We start from the raw sequence: 19,796 nt of genomic DNA on the forward strand, positions 1-19,796 counted from the left end.
GTTAATCCTTACTACTAAAATACTGTACTAATGTGTCTTTTTGAACGGCGAAAATACCTGAGCCGCCATTTTCAAACTCAAGCCAAATGACTTCTAAGCCAGGAAACCTCTCGCTCATATGCACTTCGCTATTCCCTACTTCTACGAATAGCCAACCGCCATCATTAAGGTAAGTTGGCGCTTCTTTGAGCATGACATCAACCAGTTCCAAACCATCCTCACCTGCTGCAAGGGCTAGCTCAGGCTCGTGGTGATACTCTTCTGGCAGGTCAGCCATATCTTCTGCATCAACGTAAGGTGGGTTAGACACGATAAGATCGTACTTCTGCCCTTCTAAACTTGAAAACAGATCTGACTGAATTGGGTACACACGGTGGCTTAGACCATGCTCCTGAATATTAATGTCAGCCACTTCCAAGGCATCTGTGCTGATATCTACCGCGTCCACCTGCGCTTCTGGATACGCATGAGCAAGTGCAATAGCGATACAAGCACCGCCTGTGCACATGTCGAGAATAGTGTTTGGCGTAGATTCTACAAAAGGCGCAAATTCGTTTTGAATGAGTTCAGCAAACGGTGAACGTGGAATAAGCACACGCTCGTCTACGTAGAACGGTATACCACAGAACCAGGCTTCATTGGTGATGTAAGGCAGTGGCATGCGCGTCTGCACACGTTTTAAAACAAGCTCTGCAATCTTCTCTCGCTCGCTTTTCGTTAAGCGAGACGCCATAACACTATCGCCCACCTGCTCTAGTATAGGATGAGGCAAATGTAAGGCTTGCATAACTAGGCTTGTCGCTTCGTCCCACGCATTGTCAGTACCGTGACCAAAGTACAAGGCCGCATCGTTAAAACGGCTGGTTGCCCATCGTGTCATATCTAACAGGGTATGCAGATCTTCAATGGCTTCTTCAAGGTAAAACTTATCGGTCATGGCGTTTGGGTACATCAAAAATTTCAAAGCTGGTATCATACCCAAACTTCATACCGATTCACATAATTAACTACGTACCGAATCTTTCTATTCGTTATAATTTAAGCGTTTTGAATCGTAAAACTCGAGTGTATTTACCCAAGCTATCGTTGATGAAAACCTTTAAAAAAGAACTCAAAGCATTAAAGAAGCAACTTTCTGAACCTCATCGCCATAAAAGTCAGGCGAGACAGGAAGGCGCCCGTGATGGAAATACGTCTACGAATACCGAGGAAAAGACCTTTTCATTTGCCGATGCAATGCAGGGAGTGACGCCTTTATCACAAGATAAAGTTGAGCCAGATAAGAAAATTGAATTATTTAAAAAGTCGCAGCAGATCAAAGGTAAACACCTAAAACACAGCAAGCAATTAGCGGCAAGCTTCGACTTTTCTGATATGTATCAGGCCGCGCTACCTCAAGAAGGGCCCATGCGCTTTTGCCAAGAAGGTGAATCGACGCATATTTTGAAACAGTTGCGCCGCGGCGACTACTCGCCAGAAATGACCTTAGATTTACACGGCCTTACTCGCGAAATGGCAAAAGCTGAGCTTGCCGCGCTTATTCACGCGGCAAGAAAAGAACTGATTGACTGCGTGTGTGTAATGCACGGCTTTGGTCAGGGCGTATTAAAAGCCGCCCTGCCCCACTACTTAGTTCAGCATCCACACGTACGCGCATTTCATCAAGCGCCACTAGAGTACGGTGGACAAGCAGCACTACTGGTGCTCATCGACATACCGCTTCAAAACAGCAAGCGTTAATTTGCGCCTGCGCAGCCATACATGGTGGCTTATTTATCTTCATCTGCACTGTTGTGCATAAACAGGTAGGTGTAGTACATCATCATCGCTACAATAATGCCTATACCAAGCAGCGAGCCCCATACCACAGGATCTTTCATCATAGTCCACAACATAAGTAATCTCCTCTTCAACTACATGCATAGTAGAAGAGGCATTAGATAAAGGTTGTGATCCAGATCAAATTCAATTTCTAGTCATTAGCTGACAACCTAGTTATTTGATCCAGGTCAACATACAGTTAATACAAATCCGCATATCCGTCTCGCCATCACAACTGGGGCTATCCCATACTTAATTGTAACGATTGAATATGTTCAGATTCCCCTCATAGCCAAGCAACGCCTCAGCATTACGGCAAAGCTGTTCCATCGATTCACTGACTTGAATATCAAAGTTGGGGAGTGTTGCTCGAAGACTATGTTGAAAGATTTTGGCGTTTACATGGTTCGCAAGCAAAAGAAAACCCAAACACCCATACGTTCTCAGAAAGGGAAGCCGTGAACAAAGTTGAGATGCGGCAGTATGTGTAATCGTCAAACTTTTATCGGGTATAGATAGAATTACCCATTTATCAAATTTCTGACCCTCTCTTGCGATATTCCTAAACCATCCGTCGACAACACTGTCGTCGTATACATTGCTTGGTATATCAAATAGGACATTGTTAACGTTGAAAAAACGGTATTGATGCTGACTACCTACCATGGCTACCTCCTGTTAAGCCTTCATTAAATTGGTAGAATGGGGCACTGAGCAAAGATCAGTTTTAACAAAGCGAGTTCGCCTAGTTAGGACTGTTATAGCTATCGTCTTGCATTGTTGAACTGGTTAACATTGTGGGCCTGCTGCCAAGCAAGTACTCTTTCACACAACCACTGTGTTGCCTGAGCAGTATCGTCAAAATATTCAAATGCTAGTGTTGAAGAGTCATAAACACGAGACCAAAACTTCTTTTGCATGGCCACACCTTCTGACTCGTGAAGCACCACTGCTGTAGCAACTAATCCCAAGGCCACCGCTTTGCTAACTATCTGTTGTCCAGCGTTTATTGCTTCTATGGGCGCAAGTGCAAGACCATATACATTCACTAAACTTCCCCAACACGGTGTGTCAATAGTCTTTCGTTGCACGCCAACCACACGCTCGTATTTTTGCATGAACTCAAAATTGAACGGGCCTACCAGATCTATATGTAGAATTCTTTGCGCGCTTTGATAGTGTGCGTGAACTTCTCCATGCGCACTGAATCTGTCTTTATCCATATACTCCTCCACCTAGAAAGTATAAGACAAGATGAAATTTTTGCGGTGCTAACTGAATAGATAAATTAGGAGGAAAATTAATTACCAAAAAGATATTGCAAATAATTCTCATTTACACTATCTTATAAATGCCTGTTCGACGTTGGGTAAAAACGGTCTTGGCTTAGCGTCGCTGAGGGATAGACGCCCGTCTATCCCTCATTTTTTTACTTCAACTTATTTCCCAGCTTCTTCTCATAAATATTTATCGACGTATAAAAAAGCGACGATAACGTCGCGTTTTCTTATTTCTTTAACTTAGCTAAACAGCTTCATAAACCAACCTTTTTGAAGATCTTCTTCACAAGTTTTGAGTTGGGTAGCATATCGCAGTGAACGCGCTTTTACCTTCGAGGCTACTTTTTTTAGCCACGGCTTTCGATCATAACTTCTGCGTTTGTATCCACCCCAACCCTCATGATAATTAAGGTATTGTGCGTAGGCGTCCCATTTCGACACACCATTTATCTTCTGAGACTTGTAAATAAACCAGCCCATAAAATCTATGGCATCATCAAAGTCATCTCTATCAGCGCCACTGTTGTCAGTTTCACGTACATAATCGCTCCAGGTTATCGTCTTCGCCTGTGAGTACCCATAAGCTGAACTAACGCGTCCCCATGGAATAAGTCCGAAGAAAACATAGTCGCGGGGTGGAAGCGCGTCGTGACGGAAAGAACTTTCCTGATACATCATGGCCATCGGAACGTGGATAGGCACCCCCCACTTATCGCGAGCATCAGCAGCAGCATCATACCAATCGTCCTTTTCATAGAATATTTCACACACATTACTGATGTCTTTAGGAGGCGTTGTTGCACACCCAGCGATAAGCAGAGGAAAAATAACGATGAGCGTTGATAAAAAAATAATCAATTTTTTGAACTTTTGGTTCATAGCTTGTCTTAACTAATGTTCTAGTAAAATGTGTGTTTCCCTGGAACCCTTCGATGCCTGACCTATGTCAGGCATTTTTTTTTGCTGGGGCTTCAGCGAAATAATCACGAATAAATGTTTCAAAGTCTTTAACATCAGTAGCTTCTATGCCTTTTTGAGCAGCAAATGACGCGTCAGCTTGGGCAGCAAATCCAGCAGAATCGGTATCTGTATATTCAAAAGACTTCATCTCAGCCTGATAAGCCTGTGCCAATTCTAAGCCCAGCAAACCATTATCTTTATTGCTCTCTAACAGGGTAGCAAGTAATTTGCCCGACGGCGTTAATGAAGGATCCGCCACTTTTTCAGCTTCGACTTTCACCGCCTGCGTATAACGCGACGTGTCATTGGCTATATCAAGCAACTCAGCCGCTTGTTCAAAGGACTTGAATAACGAAGCACACCAGTTAGGTAGTGAAATATCTTCACCGCCATTTTGCAGCAGCAAATCAGGATTTCGCCCTTCCAACACCACTCTATTCATATTCTCTTTAGCTTCTTTCAGCTGCGCTTCATCAAGTTCTGCACTAGGCATTAGTAAACACGTTACTAAGAAAATATCTAAGAAATCGAATTGCGTCTGTGAAATACCGATTGCCGAAAACGGATTTACATCAAGGGCGCGCACTTCAATGTAGCTGATACCGCGCCTAACTAGTGCGTCCGTTGGCTTTTCCATTGATTGAGTAGGTTGCTTAGGGCGTATAGGCGAGTAAAGTTCGTTCTCAATTTGAATGATGTTGCGACTTAATTGCTGGTAATTACCCTCTTCGCCTGCAGCAAACTGACTAAAACGGGATGACGGCGTATTCATTGCTTCGCGCAACAAGGTGACATAATTGTCTAACTTGTTATAACAGATTTTAAGCGACGACTGCTCTGCACTTGTGTAGCCTAGATCGCTCATACGAAGTGATGTGGCATATGGCATATACACCGTGCCCTTGCCTACCTTTTTAAAAGGTAACGCATGCTGTTTTCCTTTTAAAAACGACCCACACAATGCGGGGGATGCACCGTACAAATAAGGAATAAGCCAACAAAGTCTGCGGTAATTACGGATTAAACCAAAGTAATCGGCTGAAGTCTGCTCTTGAGAATGTTCTTTTCCGTTCAATTGTGCCCATAGCTTCCAAAACGTTTCGGGAAGGGAGAAATTGAAATGCACGCCGGCAATCGCCTGCATCATACTGCCGTAGCGGTTTTTCAGGCCGATACGATATACGCGCTTCATCTTACCCACATTTGACTCACCAAAATAGGCGATGGGAATGTGCGCTTCATCATCAATAAAGCATGGCATACTAAGCGGCCATATTTGCTCCTCGCCAATATTATCAATAACAAATTTATGGATATCTTTTAACTGCGAAATCGTTTTGGCAGCACTGTTCTCTGGAGGCGTAATAAACTCAAGCAACGATTCAGAAAAATCGGTGGTGATTGAATCATGAGTTAGCGCAGATCCCAACGGTTTAGGATGAGGGGTTTGCGCTAATGTACCGTTCGGGTTTATACGAAGGGCTTCGCGCTCGACACCACGCTTGATATCTTTTAGCGCAGCGAGAAACTCGGGTGACTTAAGCGCAGCAATGCGCGCTTCAAAACGGGATGAGTCTACAGTCAAAATGGTGGTCCGTTATGTCAATATTGCCCCCAGTTATGGGGGGCAATAGTGGAAATTCAACAAAAATCAATCTATCAGTTTAACGTTTCTCGGGTATTACTCTCTACTGATAACTCGATAATTGGCATTGATAGCGCGTTTAACTGAGGCAAAATTTTAGCTTTGTCGCCTACTACAATAATTTGCATCTTCTCGAGATTCAAATATTGCTTTGCCAAGGTATCTATCGTTTCCTTATCGATATTGTTGATAATATCAATTTGCTCTTTACGATAGCCTTTATCTAAGCCATAGCTTAGCAGCTGCCTTAAAAAGCGCGCTTTACTGGTTGGCGTTTCAAATTCAAGTGCGTCACTTAAGGTAAAGGCATTGCGCATAAATGCGATTTCTTCCTCGGTTACGCCCTCAGTGCGGTAGCGATTAATCTCTTTTAGAATTTCAGCGATACCTTCACCTGTATTGGCAACAGTGAGGTCGGTACTTGCTTCAAACCAGCCGAGTGTTTTACCACCAACGAAACCACTATTTGCTCCATAGGTGAAACCTTTATCTTCTCGAAGGTTCAGATTTATGCGGCTATTAAATGCCCCCCCTAATGGGAAGTTCATAAGACGAGACTTGAAGTGGTCGCCTGTCGCATCAAAAGGTAAGCTTCTATCAACAATAAATACTACCGACTGCACCGCTTCTGGGCTATCCACCAAGAAGATTTGGTTTTCATCATACTTGGGGAAGTCGCTGTAATCAGCAAATTCGTATATGTTACCCTTCCACTGACCAATAAAGTCTAATGTATTCACCATGTCTTTTTTCGGTAAGTTACCAACAACAACAATACTCGCTTTATCTGGCGAATAGTAATTCTTATAAAACGTTTTAACGTCTTCTAAATTGATATTTTGCACAGTCTGCAGCGTGCCTTCATCCGGCAGGCTCACACGGTTCTCTTCACCAAATAAAATAAGGTCGCGCGCGCGGCGGGCTAAACTAGACGGTGTTTTAGCTTGTTGCTGCAAGCCTTGTACAACACGCTCTTTCATGCGGTCGAAGTCTTCTTGAGTGAACGCAGGGTTAAACAGTTTCTCTTTTAACAGCGCTAAGGTTTCATCGAGATGCTTGGTTAAGGTAGAGACGTACACTTGCGAGTATCTACCTGCCGTACTAAATCGGATAGCGCTACCCAGTTTTGCAAGTTCACTGGCTAATTGTTCGTTGCTATAATGCTTAGTGGTTTCATTCATAAGTAACGCGGTTAAGTAAGCCGTACCTGCTTTACCTTCAGGGTCTAGCAACATGCCTCCATCCATGCCTAATGTAAGCGTTACTGTTGGCGTTTCGGTGCTGGTTACGCCAAGTATTTCAATGCCGTTAGCAAGTTCAGCTTCCCAATAATCTGGAACTTCTACAACCGGTGCCTCACCGGCTTTTGGCATCATGCTTCTATCAAAGCTAGGGGCTGTATTCGTAGATAGAGCACTGGTAAAGGCTTCATCATCAGTCGCTTCTACAGTGTCGATTTCAATATTTCTCACCGGACGTTCAAAGGTTTGCTCTGCCGCAGCCAGCTGAACCTGACCTTTTGGCACCACGCTTAACACAACGCTGTTGGCGTCTTTAATATACTTATTGTAAACACGCATAACATCTTCTGCAGTTACGGCGTTATAGCGCGCAATATCTTCAGCAATCAAATCTGGCGTTTGGTAAAAAGTTTCGTTAGCGGCGAGGGCTGACACTTTGCCAGACACACTTTGTAAACCAAATACCGTACGCGCTTCAATTTGCCCTTTTGTACGCGCTAAATCATCTGGTGTCACACCACGTGTTTCAAACTCTTTTAGCGTTTCATTAAGTACATTCTGGAGTGTAGAAAGTGAGGTGACTTTTGCAGGATTAGCCAAAGCGAGTAGCTGGAATTCACAGGCAAGTTCGCGGCAAGGATGAGACACCACGGCTTGCACAGCCATGCCTTCTTTCACTAGGTTTTTGTAAAACAGTGAGGTTTTTCCACCGCCTAATATATCGGCCAGTACGTCAAGTGGCGCTTCGTCTTCATGGCGACCATACACAGTAGGATAAGTTATTTGCAGAAGGGGAAGGTGAACCTTATCTTCTAACGTAACATAACGGGTTTCGTCTAACTTAACAGGCTGAGGCTCAGGCTCTTCCACTTTCGGCCCAGTTGGTATTTCTCCAAAGTACTTATTCACCCACGCTTTGGTTTTGGCTACATCAATGTCGCCGCCAATAGTAAGAACCGCATTGTTCGGGCCATACCAGCGCTTAAAAAAGGCTTTTAGGTCATTGACGTCAACCCGATCTAAATCTTCTACATAGCCGATGGTCATCCACGAGTATGGATGCCCTTCTGGATATAGCGCTTCACCGTTCAGCTCGAAACGCAATCCATAAGGCTGGTTATCCACCCGTTGTGCGCGTTCGTTTTTAACTGTTTCTCGTTGGTTTTCAAACTTAGTTTGGTCTACGGCTTCTAACAGATAACCCATTCTGTCAGATTCTAGCCAAAGAACTTTTTCCAATTGGTTAGCCGGTACGGTTTCAAAATAGTTAGTGCGATCGGTATTGGTTGTGCCGTTTAAATTGCCGCCCGACTCTGTAATAACTTTAAAATGCTGCTCATCGGCAACGTGTTTTGAGCCTTGAAACATCATGTGTTCAAAAAAATGAGCAAAACCCGATTTGCCTACGTCTTCTCGCGCAGAGCCAACGTGGTAGGTTACATCAACATGAACCAGCGGATCAGAATGATCTTCGTGCAGAATGACTGTCAGTCCGTTATTCAGGGTGTATTTTTCGTAGGGAATAGAAACTGAGTTCAGCGTACCTTTTTGAAAATTCGCTTGATTTACGCTTTGTTCTTTTGATGCCTGTTGGCATGCAGTTACGGCAATTACACCCAAGGTGATGCATAGAGTGCGTAGGGCCAGTTTTCCTAACATGTTGTTTCCTTTTACATTACAACGCATTTTCCAATTAGCTTTACCTTGCTAAACGAATGAAAACAGAATTTTGCTATTTAAAAAACGCAAATTAATTTTCGAAGACTACCAGACTTTTTAAGGCTTTACTTGCTTCGACTTTGCTATGATTGTATTAATTTGTGTATTTCTGAAATACACTTACACTTCATAGTCTTTAGTCACAAAGGCTTTAGCCAGTTGAATTCGTTGAGTGGTACGAATGAACTGACAAATGGTTTCCGTTTGGACTAGAAATTGTCCAGTAGAAGTTGCGAAATAAAAGGATATACGTATGGATCAGTCAACAACAGTACTCGATATTGATTTTGGAATGTCACAGCTAAGTGGTAACAAAAAACTGTTGTTCACCTTACTTGGAAAATTTACGGACGAATACCGCTCTCTTGATACTGACTTACAAGCGCAAGTTGCTAAAGGTGACTTTAATGAAGCTTACTCTCTCGTTCACACTTTAAAAGGCGTGACGGGCAACTTAGGGTTATTTGCTCTGTATAATGCCAGCAAACCTGTAGAAAGCGGCTTTAGAAACGAAAAACGCGTTGCCGATGAGTATCCTGCTTTCATAGCAGTGCTTGATGAAACCATTGCTGCTGTTGATACATTAATTAAAGAACCAGAGGTCCATGCCCCAGCACCGGCGAGGGGTGCAGCTGCAGAGCAAGCTCGCAAACAATTAATGACTGCGCTCAAAGCCAGCGAGTTTATCGCACAAAATAAACTGGACGAATGGCTTGATGCTCTAGCCTTACCTCAAGAAAAACGCGCGGCTATTATCGATGCTGTTGATGAACTTGATTATGAAGAAGCCATCTCTGAGTTAGAAAATAGCTAGTGCAGCCGATCCCAATTCTTTTTGAGAACGCTGACCTCATTGTTGTTAATAAGCCTATTGACGTCGCTATGCATGACGCCGTTGATGGGGCGAACACTGATACGGTCAACGTTAAAAATTCGTCGGCGGCTGGTAAAGCAACCGCCGAGGTGCAGCCAAGCAGCAGAACAGCAGGCATCGTCTCCCTTCTCAAGAAGCAATTAGCGCTTACTGAACTGCATTTGTGCCACCGTTTAGATACCGGCACGTCGGGCTGTTTATGTCTTGCTAAAAATGCAGCTGTAGCAGGAGAAATTGGCGAGCTTTTCTCATCAAGGCGCGTCAGCAAATATTACTTGGCTTTAAGCAGCCAAAAGCCAAAGAAAAAGCAAGGCTCGATAATGGGCGACATGAAAAATCGTCGAGGCGGCCAGCGGATTTTGCTTAAAACTTTAGTTAACCCAGCTATCACTCAGTTTTTCAGTAATGCGGCTAAGCCCGGTACCCGAGGCTTTATCGTTAAGCCTCACTCTGGGAAAACCCATCAAATTCGTGTGGCGCTTAAAAGCATTGGCGCACCTATTCTAGGTGATACACTTTATGGGGGTGAGGCATCAGACAGGCTGTACCTTCACGCATGGCATTTGCGTCTTCCCCTATCTTCTGGCGAACTAGCGATAACTGCGCCATTCGATACTGGTGACGTAATTAAGGAAGACGACGTGCAAGCTTGGTACAACGGGCTCAATGCGCCGGAGACTTATCCATGGCCCTCCCTGCCCGCACGCTTTTTACCGATGCGCTAGGGGAAAACGCGAACGACCTAATAAGTTCCAAATCACAATAAAATAGAAACAAATTTGAATGTTTAATAGATGCTAATGGGTAAACTACATATAGTCGGCGGCGGTGCCATAGGAAGCCTAATTGCTGCGAGCGCCCAGAAAAACGGCGTGCCGTATGACTGCTACCCCAGAGACATGAAAACCATGCCGTCTTGCGCACATTGGCAAAACGGTCAAACCACTGCGCTGAAACCTGCCAAGCCTTCACCTATCGTGTTACCTAAAAATGATGTGTTGATATTCCCTTTAAAGGTATATCAACTTAAAGGCGCCCTATTACAGTGGCTTCCCTATCTTACGCAACAGCCAACTGTTGTGCTGCTTCACAACGGTATGGGCGGGTTTGAGGCTGCAAGAGATCTACTAGGCGGCGATTATCCGTTGCTTCTTGCTACAACCAGTCATGGCGCGTTAAAAGTAAGTACATCGAGCAGCAATTTTCATGTGAAATATACTGGAGTTGGCGCAACGCAAATTGGCGCGCCTAATGTAACTAAACCATCACCTCAAACATTGGCCGCCCTTTCACACATAGCGCCGCAGCTAACCAGCGCAATTTCGACGTTAGATAAGGCCCTTCCTCCGGTGCAATACCAAAGTAATATTCTAAAAGCATTGTGGACGAAGCTTTCCGTTAATGCCGTGATAAATCCACTAACGGCACTTAACAACATTCAAAATAGGCACATTGGTAACACTGAATTTGAACAAAGCCGTATCGCCATTTGCAATGAGTTCACACAGGTAGCGAATGCATGCGGGCTAGATTTCGATGCACGGTCAGTTCATGAAAATGTGCTGTCTGTGGCCAAGGCAACCGGTGAAAACTATTCAAGCATGCATCAGGATGTCGCACATAATAGGCAAACAGAAATAGACGCCATCAACGGTTACATTGTAGATATGGCAACAAAAAAGGGTATTCCCGTTCCCGAGAATACCCTTTTAGTAGAGCGTGTTAAGGCGCTGAAGCTTTAACAGCGCCGCACACCTAAATCACGCTATTTAAGGATTAAGATTATTCTTGTTCACCCGCTTCGTGTGCGTCTTTTGGCGCTTGAGGCTTCATGTGTGGGAACAAGATAACATCTTTAATTGTTGAGCTATCAGTAAATAGCATAGCTAGGCGGTCAATCCCGATCCCTTCACCCGCCGTTGGCGGCAAGCCATATTCAAGCGCGCGAATGTAATCATCGTCAAAGTGCATGGCTTCATCGTCACCAGCATCTTTCTCTTCTACCTGCTTTGCAAAACGTTCCGCCTGATCTTCTGGGTCGTTAAGCTCGCTAAAGCCATTCGCTAACTCACGTCCACCTACGAAGAATTCAAAGCGGTCGGTAATGAATGGATTGTTGTCGTTACGACGTGCAAGCGGCGATACTTCCCACGGATATTCTGTAATAAACGTAGGTTGGATAAGTTTCTCTTCCGCTGTCGCTTCGAAGATTTCGCAAAGGTACTTACCTGCACCCCAAATACCGTCAACTTCAGGCTCTTTAATGTGGAGCTGTTTTGCCATCGCTTTAAGCGCGTCAAGGTTCGCCTCTGGATCGCGGATAGCTTCCTCGTTAGCTTCTGGCCAGTACTTAAGAATAGCTTCACCCATGCTTAAGCGGTCAAACGGCTTACCAAAGTCGTATTCAACTTCTGACGTCAGATTGCCATCGGCATCTTTGGTTGTGTTCTTGATGATGCTTGTACCTAGAATATCTTCTGCCAAGGTGCGCAGCATATCTTCTGTAAGGTTCATCAGGTCGTTATAGTCTGCATACGCTTGGTAGAATTCAAGCATAGTAAACTCTGGGTTGTGACGAGTTGATAAACCTTCGTTACGGAAGTTACGATTAATTTCAAACACACGTTCAAAACCACCAACAACCAAACGCTTAAGGTAAAGCTCTGGCGCAATACGCAGGTACATATCGATATCTAGCGCATTATGGTGAGTTACAAACGGCTTCGCCGTCGCGCCACCAGGAATAACCTGTAGCATTGGTGTTTCTACTTCAAGGTAGTCACGTTCGGTAAGATAATTGCGAATACCGTTTACAATCTTGCTACGGATCATGAAGGTTTTGCGCGTTTGTTCACTTGTGATCAAATCCACATAACGCTGGCGATATTTCGTTTCTTGATCGCTCAAACCATGGAATTTTTCTGGCAATGGACGAAGTGCTTTAGTTAGCAACTCGTATTGCTCCATGTTCACATAAAGGTCGCCTTTACCTGATTTGTGCAGATCACCCGCCACGCCAATAATGTCACCAATATCTAGCGCACCATATTTTGCTTTAAGCGCTTTTTGCGTGTCTTTATCAGCGTAAGCTTGAATACGGCCTGTCATGTCTTGAAGCAGCATGAAAGGGCCACGTTTTGCCATAATACGGCCAGCAATACTTACCTTGTTACCCTGCTCTTGCAAGGTTTCTTTGTCGAATTCACCGAACTTAGCTTGAAGCTCATCCGCATAGTTTTCGCGACGGAAGCTGTTTGGGAAACCGTTCGCACGGCACTGCTCGCGAATAGCGCTTAGCTTAGCACGGCGCTCTGCAATCAATTTGTTATCGTCTGTTTGTTGGTCAGTCATAACCTTTCACTTCATTGTTCGGTTTACAGCCCAGATTTCAGGCTGGCTTCAATAAATTTGTCCAAGTCGCCATCTAGCACGGCTTGAGTGTTGCGTGTTTCCACGCCAGTGCGCAAATCTTTAATGCGAGAGTCGTCCAAAACGTAAGAGCGTATTTGACTTCCCCAGCCGATATCAGACTTGCTGTCTTCCATCGCTTGTTTTTCGGCGTTTTGTTTTTGCAGTTCAAACTCATAAAGTTTGGCTTTTAACTGCTTCATCGCCTGATCTTTGTTTTTGTGCTGCGAGCGGTCGTTCTGACACTGCACCACAATGCCCGTAGGTTCATGGGTAATACGTACCGCAGAGTCCGTTCTGTTTACGTGCTGACCACCCGCGCCCGACGCACGATAGGTGTCTATACGTAAATCAGACGGGTTGATTTCAATATCAATATCGTCGTCAATTTCTGGGTATACAAACGCTGATGAAAATGACGTATGACGGCGGTTACCCGAGTCAAACGGTGACTTACGAACTAAGCGGTGTACGCCTGTTTCTGTGCGTAGCCAACCAAATGCATATTCCCCTTGAATACGCAGGGTTGCACTTTTAATACCGGCTACATCGCCATCTGACACTTCGATGAGTTCCGTTTTGAAACCGTGGGCTTCGCCCCAACGCAAATACATGCGCAACAGCATGTTAGCCCAATCCTGCGCTTCTGTACCACCAGAGCCCGATTGAATATCAATATAGCAATCGTTCTCATCATTTGGGCCAGAGAACATACGGCGAAACTCAAGCACTTCTAACTGCTCAATTAAGCCTTCTAATTCACTTTGCGCTTCGTTAAAGGTATCTTCATCTTCGGCTTCAACGGCCAGCTCAACTAGACCTTCAACGTCTTCAGTTCCCTGGTCGAGCTTGTGGATCGTTTCCACAATTTGCTCTAGGGCCACTTTTTCTTTGCCAAGAGCCTGCGCTCTGTCTGGCTCGTTCCAAACGTCAGGACTTTCTAATTCTCGGCTAACTTCTTCTAAACGCTCTGACTTTGCATCAAAGTCAAAGATACCCCCTAAGCGCTTCGGTGCGCTCGCGGATATCTTTTATCGCATTCATAACGGGGTTTATTTCAAACATAGTCCGCTTATTTCGTTAAAAAATTAAGACCGCGGATAGTACCGAATTTGTAGGAATTTTGATAGGGGTTGGCGCAAATATTGCGAAGCTCAATTTGCTTGGCACAACGTGTGCTTTTCAACCGTTAAAGACGAAATAAACATTTTTGCAGTTCAACTGCTTACTCCAAGCATTGGTTATGGTGTCAAAGGCCATAAGAATAAACTTATACGAGGTTGCATGCGTGCGGTGCAATAACTACTGCACAGTTTTAACGCAATCACGCTTTCCATAAGTGTGCATTAGGGCACTGTAGAAACCTTGTAAACGTCAAATGGAAAAACTAAGGGAAAAGTATGTCGTTTAATAATTTGTCTTATGCTGTTATCGGTGTATTGCTGGGCTTGCTAGTACTTGCCTTGGGACAACTGTTTGACTGTCAAAATTTAGCCGGCGCAACCATGGCCCTACAATGCCCCGACGGAGCACCTATCTCAAAACTATGGCTGGCAACCTCAATGCTTATTGCAGGGAGTGGTATCGCTGCTTGGCTATATAGAAACCGCCACTTCTAAGTAAGCGAGTTTAGAAACGCCTTAAACATTCAATGCTAACGCAAACCATGTCTGCAACAACCTTAACGCAATAAAGGGGCCAGCCCCTTTATTGCTCAACGTGGCCACATCACGTCAACTCAAATATATAGCTATTTGATAAACGAATAATCCGTATAGCCTCTTTCATCACCACCAAATAAGGTATCGGGGTTGTGCTCATTCAGCGGTACATTATTCGCTAGTCTGTAGGGTAAATCTGGGTTCGCCACAAAAGGTCGACCAAAACCAATCATATCTGCCCATCCTTCAGTTAAAGCTTTTTCGGCACGCTCTATGTCGTACTTTCCAGCATAAATGAGCAGACCGCTATAGGCTTCACGAATAGCCATCTTGAATGATATTGGCATCTGCGGCGCATCATCCCAGTCGGCTTCAGCAATATGCATATAGCCAATCTTGAAACTATTAAGCATGGAAGCAATAGCAAGATAGGTCTCTTCGGGATTGTCGTCGACCGTCCCGTTTAATGTTGTTAGGGGCGCTAAACGTACACCTACTTTCTCAGCGCCAATTTCCTCAGACACAGCCTGCACCACTTCTTTCAAAAATCGAATACGGTTTTGTACACTCCCGCCGTATTCATCTGTTCTTGCGTTACTCTGAGAATCAATAAATTGGTTCAGTAAATAACCATTAGCCGAATGCAATTCAATACCATCAAATCCTGCTTTCAAGGCATTTCGAGCCGCTAAGCGATACTCCTCCACCACCGCGCTTATATCTTCAATACTCATTTCGCGAGGCATAACCGACTCAACAAAGCCAGGGTTGCCACCTTCATCAACGAACACCTTTACCCCTTTTGCTTGAATCGCCGATGCGCTAATCGGCTGCTGCCCCTCTGTATTTGAAGGGTGGGATACGCGGCCCACGTGCCAAAGCTGCGCAAACATCACACCACCCGCTTCATGCACTTTCTCTGTTACCAACTTCCAGCCATCGATTTGCGCCTTGGTATAAATACCCGGCGTCCACGCATAGCCCTTACCGAGTGCCGAAATTTGTGTGCCTTCACTAACAATAAGCCCTGCACTTGCGCGCTGAGCGTAGTATTCAGCCATTAATGCATTTGGCACATCACCAGGCTGTGTTGAACGGGAGCGAGTCATTGGTGGCATAGCAATGCGGTTGTTAAGCGTTTTTCCAGCCAGCAATACGGTTTCAAATAGTTTCATAATACGATCCTTTAAACTTTATTTTTGCAATTTACACGTTTAGATAACGTCAAATATAAGACCGATGAGCTAAGTTAGAACCCATACTTTTAACAAAGCACTTTTGCATTTTTCGCAAAAGTTTCAATGTATTTCGACGACGATACCTAAAATTTCCACCTCTCCTCTTGACTCATAAAAAATTAAGCTTACACTTGTTCGCTGAACCGGCGTACACTTGTACGCTTAAATATTTTCATTCGTTTTTGTGTTGAAAATATTGCGACGATAAATAGGTGTGATTTCTACATTGAGACTATTACTAGATAAATTCACTGATCGCATATTCCACCACGGCTCTTGGAGGGGCTATTGGGAAGTGCTGATGCAGCAAATTAAACCGGCGTGGCGGGATGGATATTTCAGAGCCAAGGTTGTAACCGTAAAAAAACTAAGCCCGGATATGCTCGAGGTGTTGCTTAGACCAGAGAGTTCTTGGCCTACGCATGTTGCAGGGCAGCATATCGCATTAACCATAGAAATTAATGGCAGGCTCACCACCCGCGTGTTTACCATAGCGAGTGGTGCCAACACCCGCCAAAAAGAAAAGCAGATTCGCCTAGTAACCAAGGTTAAAGCCCAAGGCGCGCTAACACCTTACCTCCATGCTTGTATGCCTAATCAATGGGTAAATATCTCAGCCCCTATGGGAGAATTCGTATGGCCGAAAACGGAAAAGCCTTTGCTTATGATTGCGGGCGGCTCGGGTATTACCCCTTTTGTTGCCATGCTTGATGATGCTATTAACAATACAGCGGTAAATCAAAAAGCCGTACATTTGCTTTATTTTGCCAAGCCCAATGAACACGTATTGATGGATGAGTTGTCAGCTTTCAGTAAGCGCTGTGAAAACTTCAGTTATGCTATTTTAACTAAGCAAAAAGATGGAGGCGTAGAAGCCTATTTGTCTTACTTTGCCAATGCCCACTGGTTAGTGTGCGGCCCACATACCATGTTCGAGCAAGTTGAAAGTTATGCAAAGACAATCAATGCGCCTCTCTCGAGCGAGCATTTCGCAGCGCTTCCCGTGTTAAGCGACACTAGCCTTAGCCAAAGTGAAACCTTCTCTTTAATGCACAACGGCCAATCTTTAACTATCGATAATCAACAAACTTTACTTTCACAACTTCAACAAGCTGAACAACCTGTGACCTACGGCTGTGGAATGGGGATTTGTCATCAATGCCAATGCGTTAAAAAGCGCGGCGTGGTGCGAGATACCCGTACAGGCGAACTGTCAGATAGCGCAGAGCAACTTATCCAGCTATGTGTATCACAAGCCGTTACCGATTTGGAGATTCAACTATGAACAACAGCGTTGCAATAGACAAACATCACCGTGAAGAAACCATTGAACACGTACACTTACCTTTGCGTGAAACTCAGGAAACTCATGTAACTGAGGCAACGAGCACTAAAAAGAAACCGAACTACGAATTACTTGCTGCTCAGCTTGATGAAATTAAAGCCCACATTAAACAGAAAGTGGGGGCTGAAGATGCGGCCTATATCCGACGTATTATTTTAATCCAGCGAATTTGCGAGTGGAGTGGACGCGTACTCTTAATGTTAGGGTTCGTTCAACCGCTACTCTGGGTGGTCGGCGTATTGAGTTTAGCCACGGCTAAAATTCTCGATAATATGGAAATAGGCCACAATGTGATGCACGGCCAGTACGACTGGATGAACGACAAACATATCAATTCGAAAGGCTATGAATGGGATATTGCCTGCGATGGTGCGAGCTGGAATCGCGTTCACAATTATGAGCATCACACATATACCAATATTATTGGGAAAGACAGAGACTTTGGCTACGGCTTGCTTCGATTGTCTAACGATTTTAGGTGGCGTGTAAAAAACCTATGGCAGTTTGCGACTTACATCGTACTTAGCGTTTTATTTCAGTGGGGTGTGTCGTATCACGAGATGGCCGCTGAGCGGGTATTTTTTGGACAGAAGAAGGACAACCGTAAGAACCAAGTTACTCATAGCGAACTTAAGAAACGCTTTTTTAGCAAAGGGGCGCGTCAGTTATTAAAAGATTACGTGCTATTTCCTTTGTTAGCTGGGCCATTATTTTTATGGGTATTTACCGGCAACCTTATCGCCAATTTGTTACGCAATTTATGGACATCTACCATTATCTTTTGTGGCCATTTCACTGGCGATGTAGAAACATTCAAAGAAGAAGATTGTGTTAATGAAACCCGAGGGCAATGGTACTACCGACAAGCGCTGGGCTCGTCGAACATAAAGGGCGGAAACCTGTTTCACGTGCTTACCGGGCATTTAAGCTTTCAAATTGAGCACCACTTGTTTCCAGATATCCCAGCCAGACGCTACCGAGAGATGGCGCCCAAGGTAGAAGCCGTATTCAAAGAACACGGCATGCACTACAACACTGGCGGCTTTTTAAAACAATACGCCAGCGTGTTAAAACGCATTATTCGCTACTCTTTCCCTTAACCAGTTGAAACCCTAACCAGCCGGCCATGGCGCTTGCGCTGGTTAGGCACGTACCCCACGCCCAATCAATCAGCATGATAAACAAAGTAAACCCCTCAATAATACTGTACGCCGTTAAATTGTATGCACCATAACTGGCCAACCCCAGAAGCGCGCCATCGATTCCCGCATAAAGTAACGACTTCTCTCTGTTCGCCACCACAGCAAGTACAAACACCACACATCCATACATAAGGTAAAAAACCACCCAAGGCCACGTGATAAATTGACTTCTAAGCAGCGGAGCCATTTCGCTTTGATACCAGCCATCTGCAATAACGCCAAGCCACAAGAAGTCGAGCACGCCGAAACACACAAAGATTCCAATTAACGATACGACGATGTTTTTCGCTAAGCGAATGATGTTGGAAAACATGGAACCTATCCCTGTAAATAAGCAAATTGCGGATGCAAGTGATTTAAAATATGAATACGCAAGTGTTGCACAATAAGCGCATCACTTGAATGATAATTCAAGGTAATGCGCATGGGATGGTAATTTACTTAACTTTTAAATACTCAGCTTTTCATTTTTGCAGCAAGTGTTGCACGCAGAGTTGCAGTTGGACGACCAAGTAGCGATGATAAGGTGCCGCTATTATCTTGGAGCCATCCCGAGGCGGCGTAATGCTCTGAATCTGCCAACGCAGCTGCCATACCTTCAGGCAGCCCAGCTTTAATGAGTGCTTCTCTATAAGCGCTCTCATCCATGTCTAAAAAACCAATATCTTCGCCGGTAATTTCAGATAGGGTGGAAGCATACTCCATTAGCGTAAAGCCCGTGTCGCCAGCAAGCTCATAAATTTTGCCTGCTTGATTTTGCGATGATAGAAGAACGGCCACTGCGGCGTCTGCATAATCTTGTCGGCTAGCGGTAGACAAAACTCCCTGCTTTGCAGCGCCTGCTACCGCTCCCATCTGCAGTACGCTGTCTACATTATCGGTGTAATTTTCCGTGTACCACCCATTTCGAAGAAACACGAAAGGCGCTGACACATCTTTAAAGTAAGCCTCGGTTTGTTTATGTTCTTGCGCTAACAGCAAAGGAGACGTATCTGCTTTCAACAAACTGGTATAAGCAATGAGGCTAACGTTTTGTGCCATAGCTGCATCTATTACCGCTTTGTGCTGCTCAAAGCGTTTCCCAAACTCTGTACCTGATATTAGCAACAACTTCTCAACACCCTCAAAAGCTGACTTAAGCGTTTCCGGTTTATTGTAGTCGGCCTGCCGTACTACTACTCCCAACTGCTTTAATGCGTGTGCGTTATCAGGGTTGCGCACTAGTGCAACAATTTTGTTTGCCTTCTCTGTATTAAGCAGTGTTTGAATAACTTTTTGACCTAATTGTCCGTTAGCGCCGGTTACTGCAATCATAATCTATCCTCTATCAATTAAATGAGTACTGGTTGAACACAGAGGTGATTATGTGCGTGAAACACTGTTATGATAAGTAGACATATAC

The 19,796-nt window shown here is 44.5% G+C and carries 19 protein-coding genes; 7 read left to right on the top strand and 12 right to left on the bottom strand.

Features of this window, described 5'->3' with window-relative positions; translation table 11 throughout:
• Window position 1: 1 nt before the first annotated feature.
• Window positions 2-937, bottom strand: coding sequence for a 50S ribosomal protein L3 N(5)-glutamine methyltransferase (gene prmB, locus V7R42_RS03365; protein WP_334018950.1), 936 nt, complete (start codon window positions 935-937; stop codon window positions 2-4).
• A gap of 152 nt (window positions 938-1,089) precedes the next feature.
• Here prmB and smrB point away from each other — a divergent pair, with 152 nt between their 5' ends.
• On the top strand, window positions 1,090-1,740 hold the full coding sequence (gene smrB, locus V7R42_RS03370) for an endonuclease SmrB (RefSeq protein WP_334018802.1): 651 nt from the start codon (window positions 1,090-1,092) through the stop codon (window positions 1,738-1,740).
• Between the two features lie 29 nt (window positions 1,741-1,769).
• Here the strand turns inward: smrB and V7R42_RS03375 are convergent, their stop codons facing one another.
• From V7R42_RS03375 to V7R42_RS03400, 6 genes are all read right to left on the bottom strand, one after another.
• The gene (locus V7R42_RS03375) at window positions 1,770-1,895 is read right to left on the bottom strand and encodes a hypothetical protein (protein WP_012517787.1); all 126 of its coding nucleotides are present in this window, start codon (window positions 1,893-1,895) and stop codon (window positions 1,770-1,772) included.
• A gap of 178 nt (window positions 1,896-2,073) precedes the next feature.
• Window positions 2,074-2,487, bottom strand: coding sequence for a hypothetical protein (locus V7R42_RS03380; protein ID WP_334018803.1), 414 nt, complete (start codon window positions 2,485-2,487; stop codon window positions 2,074-2,076).
• A 98-nt stretch (window positions 2,488-2,585) separates the two neighbouring features.
• The gene (locus V7R42_RS03385) at window positions 2,586-3,044 is read right to left on the bottom strand and encodes a hypothetical protein (RefSeq protein ID WP_334018804.1); all 459 of its coding nucleotides are present in this window, start codon (window positions 3,042-3,044) and stop codon (window positions 2,586-2,588) included.
• A gap of 297 nt (window positions 3,045-3,341) precedes the next feature.
• On the bottom strand, window positions 3,342-3,980 hold the full coding sequence (locus V7R42_RS03390; protein ID WP_334018805.1) for a transglycosylase SLT domain-containing protein: 639 nt from the start codon (window positions 3,978-3,980) through the stop codon (window positions 3,342-3,344).
• Between the two features lie 67 nt (window positions 3,981-4,047).
• Window positions 4,048-5,646, bottom strand: coding sequence for a glutamate--cysteine ligase (gene gshA, locus V7R42_RS03395; RefSeq protein WP_334018806.1), 1,599 nt, complete (start codon window positions 5,644-5,646; stop codon window positions 4,048-4,050).
• 74 nt (window positions 5,647-5,720) lie between these two features.
• Complete coding sequence (locus V7R42_RS03400; protein WP_334018807.1) at window positions 5,721-8,606, bottom strand: M16 family metallopeptidase; 2,886 nt, start codon at window positions 8,604-8,606, stop codon at window positions 5,721-5,723.
• 313 nt (window positions 8,607-8,919) lie between these two features.
• Between V7R42_RS03400 and V7R42_RS03405 the strand changes: the two genes are divergently transcribed.
• The 3 genes from V7R42_RS03405 to V7R42_RS03415 all read left to right on the top strand — a co-directional run bounded on the left by V7R42_RS03405 (window position 8,920) and on the right by V7R42_RS03415 (window position 11,282).
• Window positions 8,920-9,480: an Hpt domain-containing protein gene (locus tag V7R42_RS03405; RefSeq protein ID WP_334018808.1), complete on the top strand. Its 561-nt coding sequence runs from the start codon at window positions 8,920-8,922 to the stop codon at window positions 9,478-9,480.
• Window positions 9,480-10,265, top strand: a complete 786-nt coding sequence (locus V7R42_RS03410) for a pseudouridine synthase (protein ID WP_334018809.1) — start codon at window positions 9,480-9,482, stop codon at window positions 10,263-10,265. Before V7R42_RS03405 ends, V7R42_RS03410 begins: the two co-directional genes overlap by 1 nt.
• A gap of 75 nt (window positions 10,266-10,340) precedes the next feature.
• Window positions 10,341-11,282: a ketopantoate reductase family protein gene (locus V7R42_RS03415; protein ID WP_334018810.1), complete on the top strand. Its 942-nt coding sequence runs from the start codon at window positions 10,341-10,343 to the stop codon at window positions 11,280-11,282.
• A gap of 40 nt (window positions 11,283-11,322) precedes the next feature.
• Here V7R42_RS03415 and lysS read toward each other — a convergent pair whose 3' ends face one another.
• Together lysS and prfB are read right to left on the bottom strand one after the other, a co-directional pair.
• Complete coding sequence (gene lysS, locus V7R42_RS03420; RefSeq protein ID WP_334018811.1) at window positions 11,323-12,891, bottom strand: lysine--tRNA ligase; 1,569 nt, start codon at window positions 12,889-12,891, stop codon at window positions 11,323-11,325.
• Between the two features lie 23 nt (window positions 12,892-12,914).
• Window positions 12,915-14,013 (bottom strand): peptide chain release factor 2 gene (prfB, locus tag V7R42_RS03425; protein ID WP_334018812.1). Its coding sequence is split into 2 segments (ribosomal slippage): window positions 12,915-13,937 and window positions 13,939-14,013, totalling 1,098 coding nucleotides; the frame shifts between segments, so codons are not numbered across the junction.
• A 335-nt stretch (window positions 14,014-14,348) separates the two neighbouring features.
• On the opposite strand from prfB, the gene V7R42_RS03430 reads away from it, so the two are divergent.
• The gene (locus V7R42_RS03430) at window positions 14,349-14,567 is read left to right on the top strand and encodes a hypothetical protein (protein WP_334018813.1); all 219 of its coding nucleotides are present in this window, start codon (window positions 14,349-14,351) and stop codon (window positions 14,565-14,567) included.
• Between the two features lie 131 nt (window positions 14,568-14,698).
• Here the strand turns inward: V7R42_RS03430 and V7R42_RS03435 are convergent, their stop codons facing one another.
• Entirely contained in the window at window positions 14,699-15,784 is a 1,086-nt protein-coding gene (locus V7R42_RS03435) for an alkene reductase (protein ID WP_334018814.1), read from the bottom strand.
• 289 nt (window positions 15,785-16,073) lie between these two features.
• On the opposite strand from V7R42_RS03435, the gene V7R42_RS03440 reads away from it, so the two are divergent.
• Both V7R42_RS03440 and V7R42_RS03445 read left to right on the top strand, forming a co-directional pair.
• Window positions 16,074-17,132 (top strand): flavin reductase family protein, encoded by a 1,059-nt coding sequence (locus tag V7R42_RS03440; RefSeq protein ID WP_334018815.1) that lies wholly within the window; start codon window positions 16,074-16,076, stop codon window positions 17,130-17,132.
• The gene (locus V7R42_RS03445) at window positions 17,129-18,292 is read left to right on the top strand and encodes a fatty acid desaturase family protein (RefSeq protein WP_334018816.1); all 1,164 of its coding nucleotides are present in this window, start codon (window positions 17,129-17,131) and stop codon (window positions 18,290-18,292) included. The genes V7R42_RS03440 and V7R42_RS03445 overlap by 4 nt, the downstream gene beginning before the upstream one ends.
• On the opposite strand, the gene V7R42_RS03450 is transcribed toward V7R42_RS03445, so the two are convergent.
• Both V7R42_RS03450 and V7R42_RS03455 read right to left on the bottom strand, forming a co-directional pair.
• On the bottom strand, window positions 18,270-18,707 hold the full coding sequence (locus V7R42_RS03450; protein WP_334018817.1) for a DUF2177 family protein: 438 nt from the start codon (window positions 18,705-18,707) through the stop codon (window positions 18,270-18,272). The genes V7R42_RS03445 and V7R42_RS03450 overlap by 23 nt on opposite strands.
• A gap of 143 nt (window positions 18,708-18,850) precedes the next feature.
• Complete coding sequence (locus V7R42_RS03455) at window positions 18,851-19,708, bottom strand: SDR family oxidoreductase (RefSeq protein ID WP_334018818.1); 858 nt, start codon at window positions 19,706-19,708, stop codon at window positions 18,851-18,853.
• Window positions 19,709-19,796: the final 88 nt, after the last annotated feature.

It is taken from the genome of Alteromonas sp. S015 (assembly GCF_036864485.1).
In the GTDB taxonomy this organism is placed as follows: domain Bacteria; phylum Pseudomonadota; class Gammaproteobacteria; order Enterobacterales; family Alteromonadaceae; genus Alteromonas.

Bases quoted from the DNA above. Each gene is read 5' to 3' on its own strand.
- prmB (WP_334018950.1), bottom strand. From the start codon at position 937: ATGACCGATAAGTTTTACCTTGAAGAAGCCATTGAAGATCTGCATACC.
- smrB (WP_334018802.1), top strand. From the start codon at position 1,090: ATGAAAACCTTTAAAAAAGAACTCAAAGCATTAAAGAAGCAACTTTCT.
- V7R42_RS03375 (WP_012517787.1), bottom strand. From the start codon at position 1,895: ATGTTGTGGACTATGATGAAAGATCCTGTGGTATGGGGCTCGCTGCTT.
- V7R42_RS03380 (WP_334018803.1), bottom strand. From the start codon at position 2,487: ATGGTAGGTAGTCAGCATCAATACCGTTTTTTCAACGTTAACAATGTC.
- V7R42_RS03385 (WP_334018804.1), bottom strand. From the start codon at position 3,044: ATGGATAAAGACAGATTCAGTGCGCATGGAGAAGTTCACGCACACTAT.
- V7R42_RS03390 (WP_334018805.1), bottom strand. From the start codon at position 3,980: ATGAACCAAAAGTTCAAAAAATTGATTATTTTTTTATCAACGCTCATC.
- V7R42_RS03400 (WP_334018807.1), bottom strand. From the start codon at position 8,606: ATGTTAGGAAAACTGGCCCTACGCACTCTATGCATCACCTTGGGTGTA.
- V7R42_RS03405 (WP_334018808.1), top strand. From the start codon at position 8,920: ATGGATCAGTCAACAACAGTACTCGATATTGATTTTGGAATGTCACAG.
- V7R42_RS03415 (WP_334018810.1), top strand. From the start codon at position 10,341: ATGGGTAAACTACATATAGTCGGCGGCGGTGCCATAGGAAGCCTAATT.
- lysS (WP_334018811.1), bottom strand. From the start codon at position 12,891: ATGACTGACCAACAAACAGACGATAACAAATTGATTGCAGAGCGCCGT.
- V7R42_RS03430 (WP_334018813.1), top strand. From the start codon at position 14,349: ATGTCGTTTAATAATTTGTCTTATGCTGTTATCGGTGTATTGCTGGGC.
- V7R42_RS03435 (WP_334018814.1), bottom strand. From the start codon at position 15,784: ATGAAACTATTTGAAACCGTATTGCTGGCTGGAAAAACGCTTAACAAC.
- V7R42_RS03445 (WP_334018816.1), top strand. From the start codon at position 17,129: ATGAACAACAGCGTTGCAATAGACAAACATCACCGTGAAGAAACCATT.
- V7R42_RS03450 (WP_334018817.1), bottom strand. From the start codon at position 18,707: ATGTTTTCCAACATCATTCGCTTAGCGAAAAACATCGTCGTATCGTTA.
- V7R42_RS03455 (WP_334018818.1), bottom strand. From the start codon at position 19,708: ATGATTGCAGTAACCGGCGCTAACGGACAATTAGGTCAAAAAGTTATT.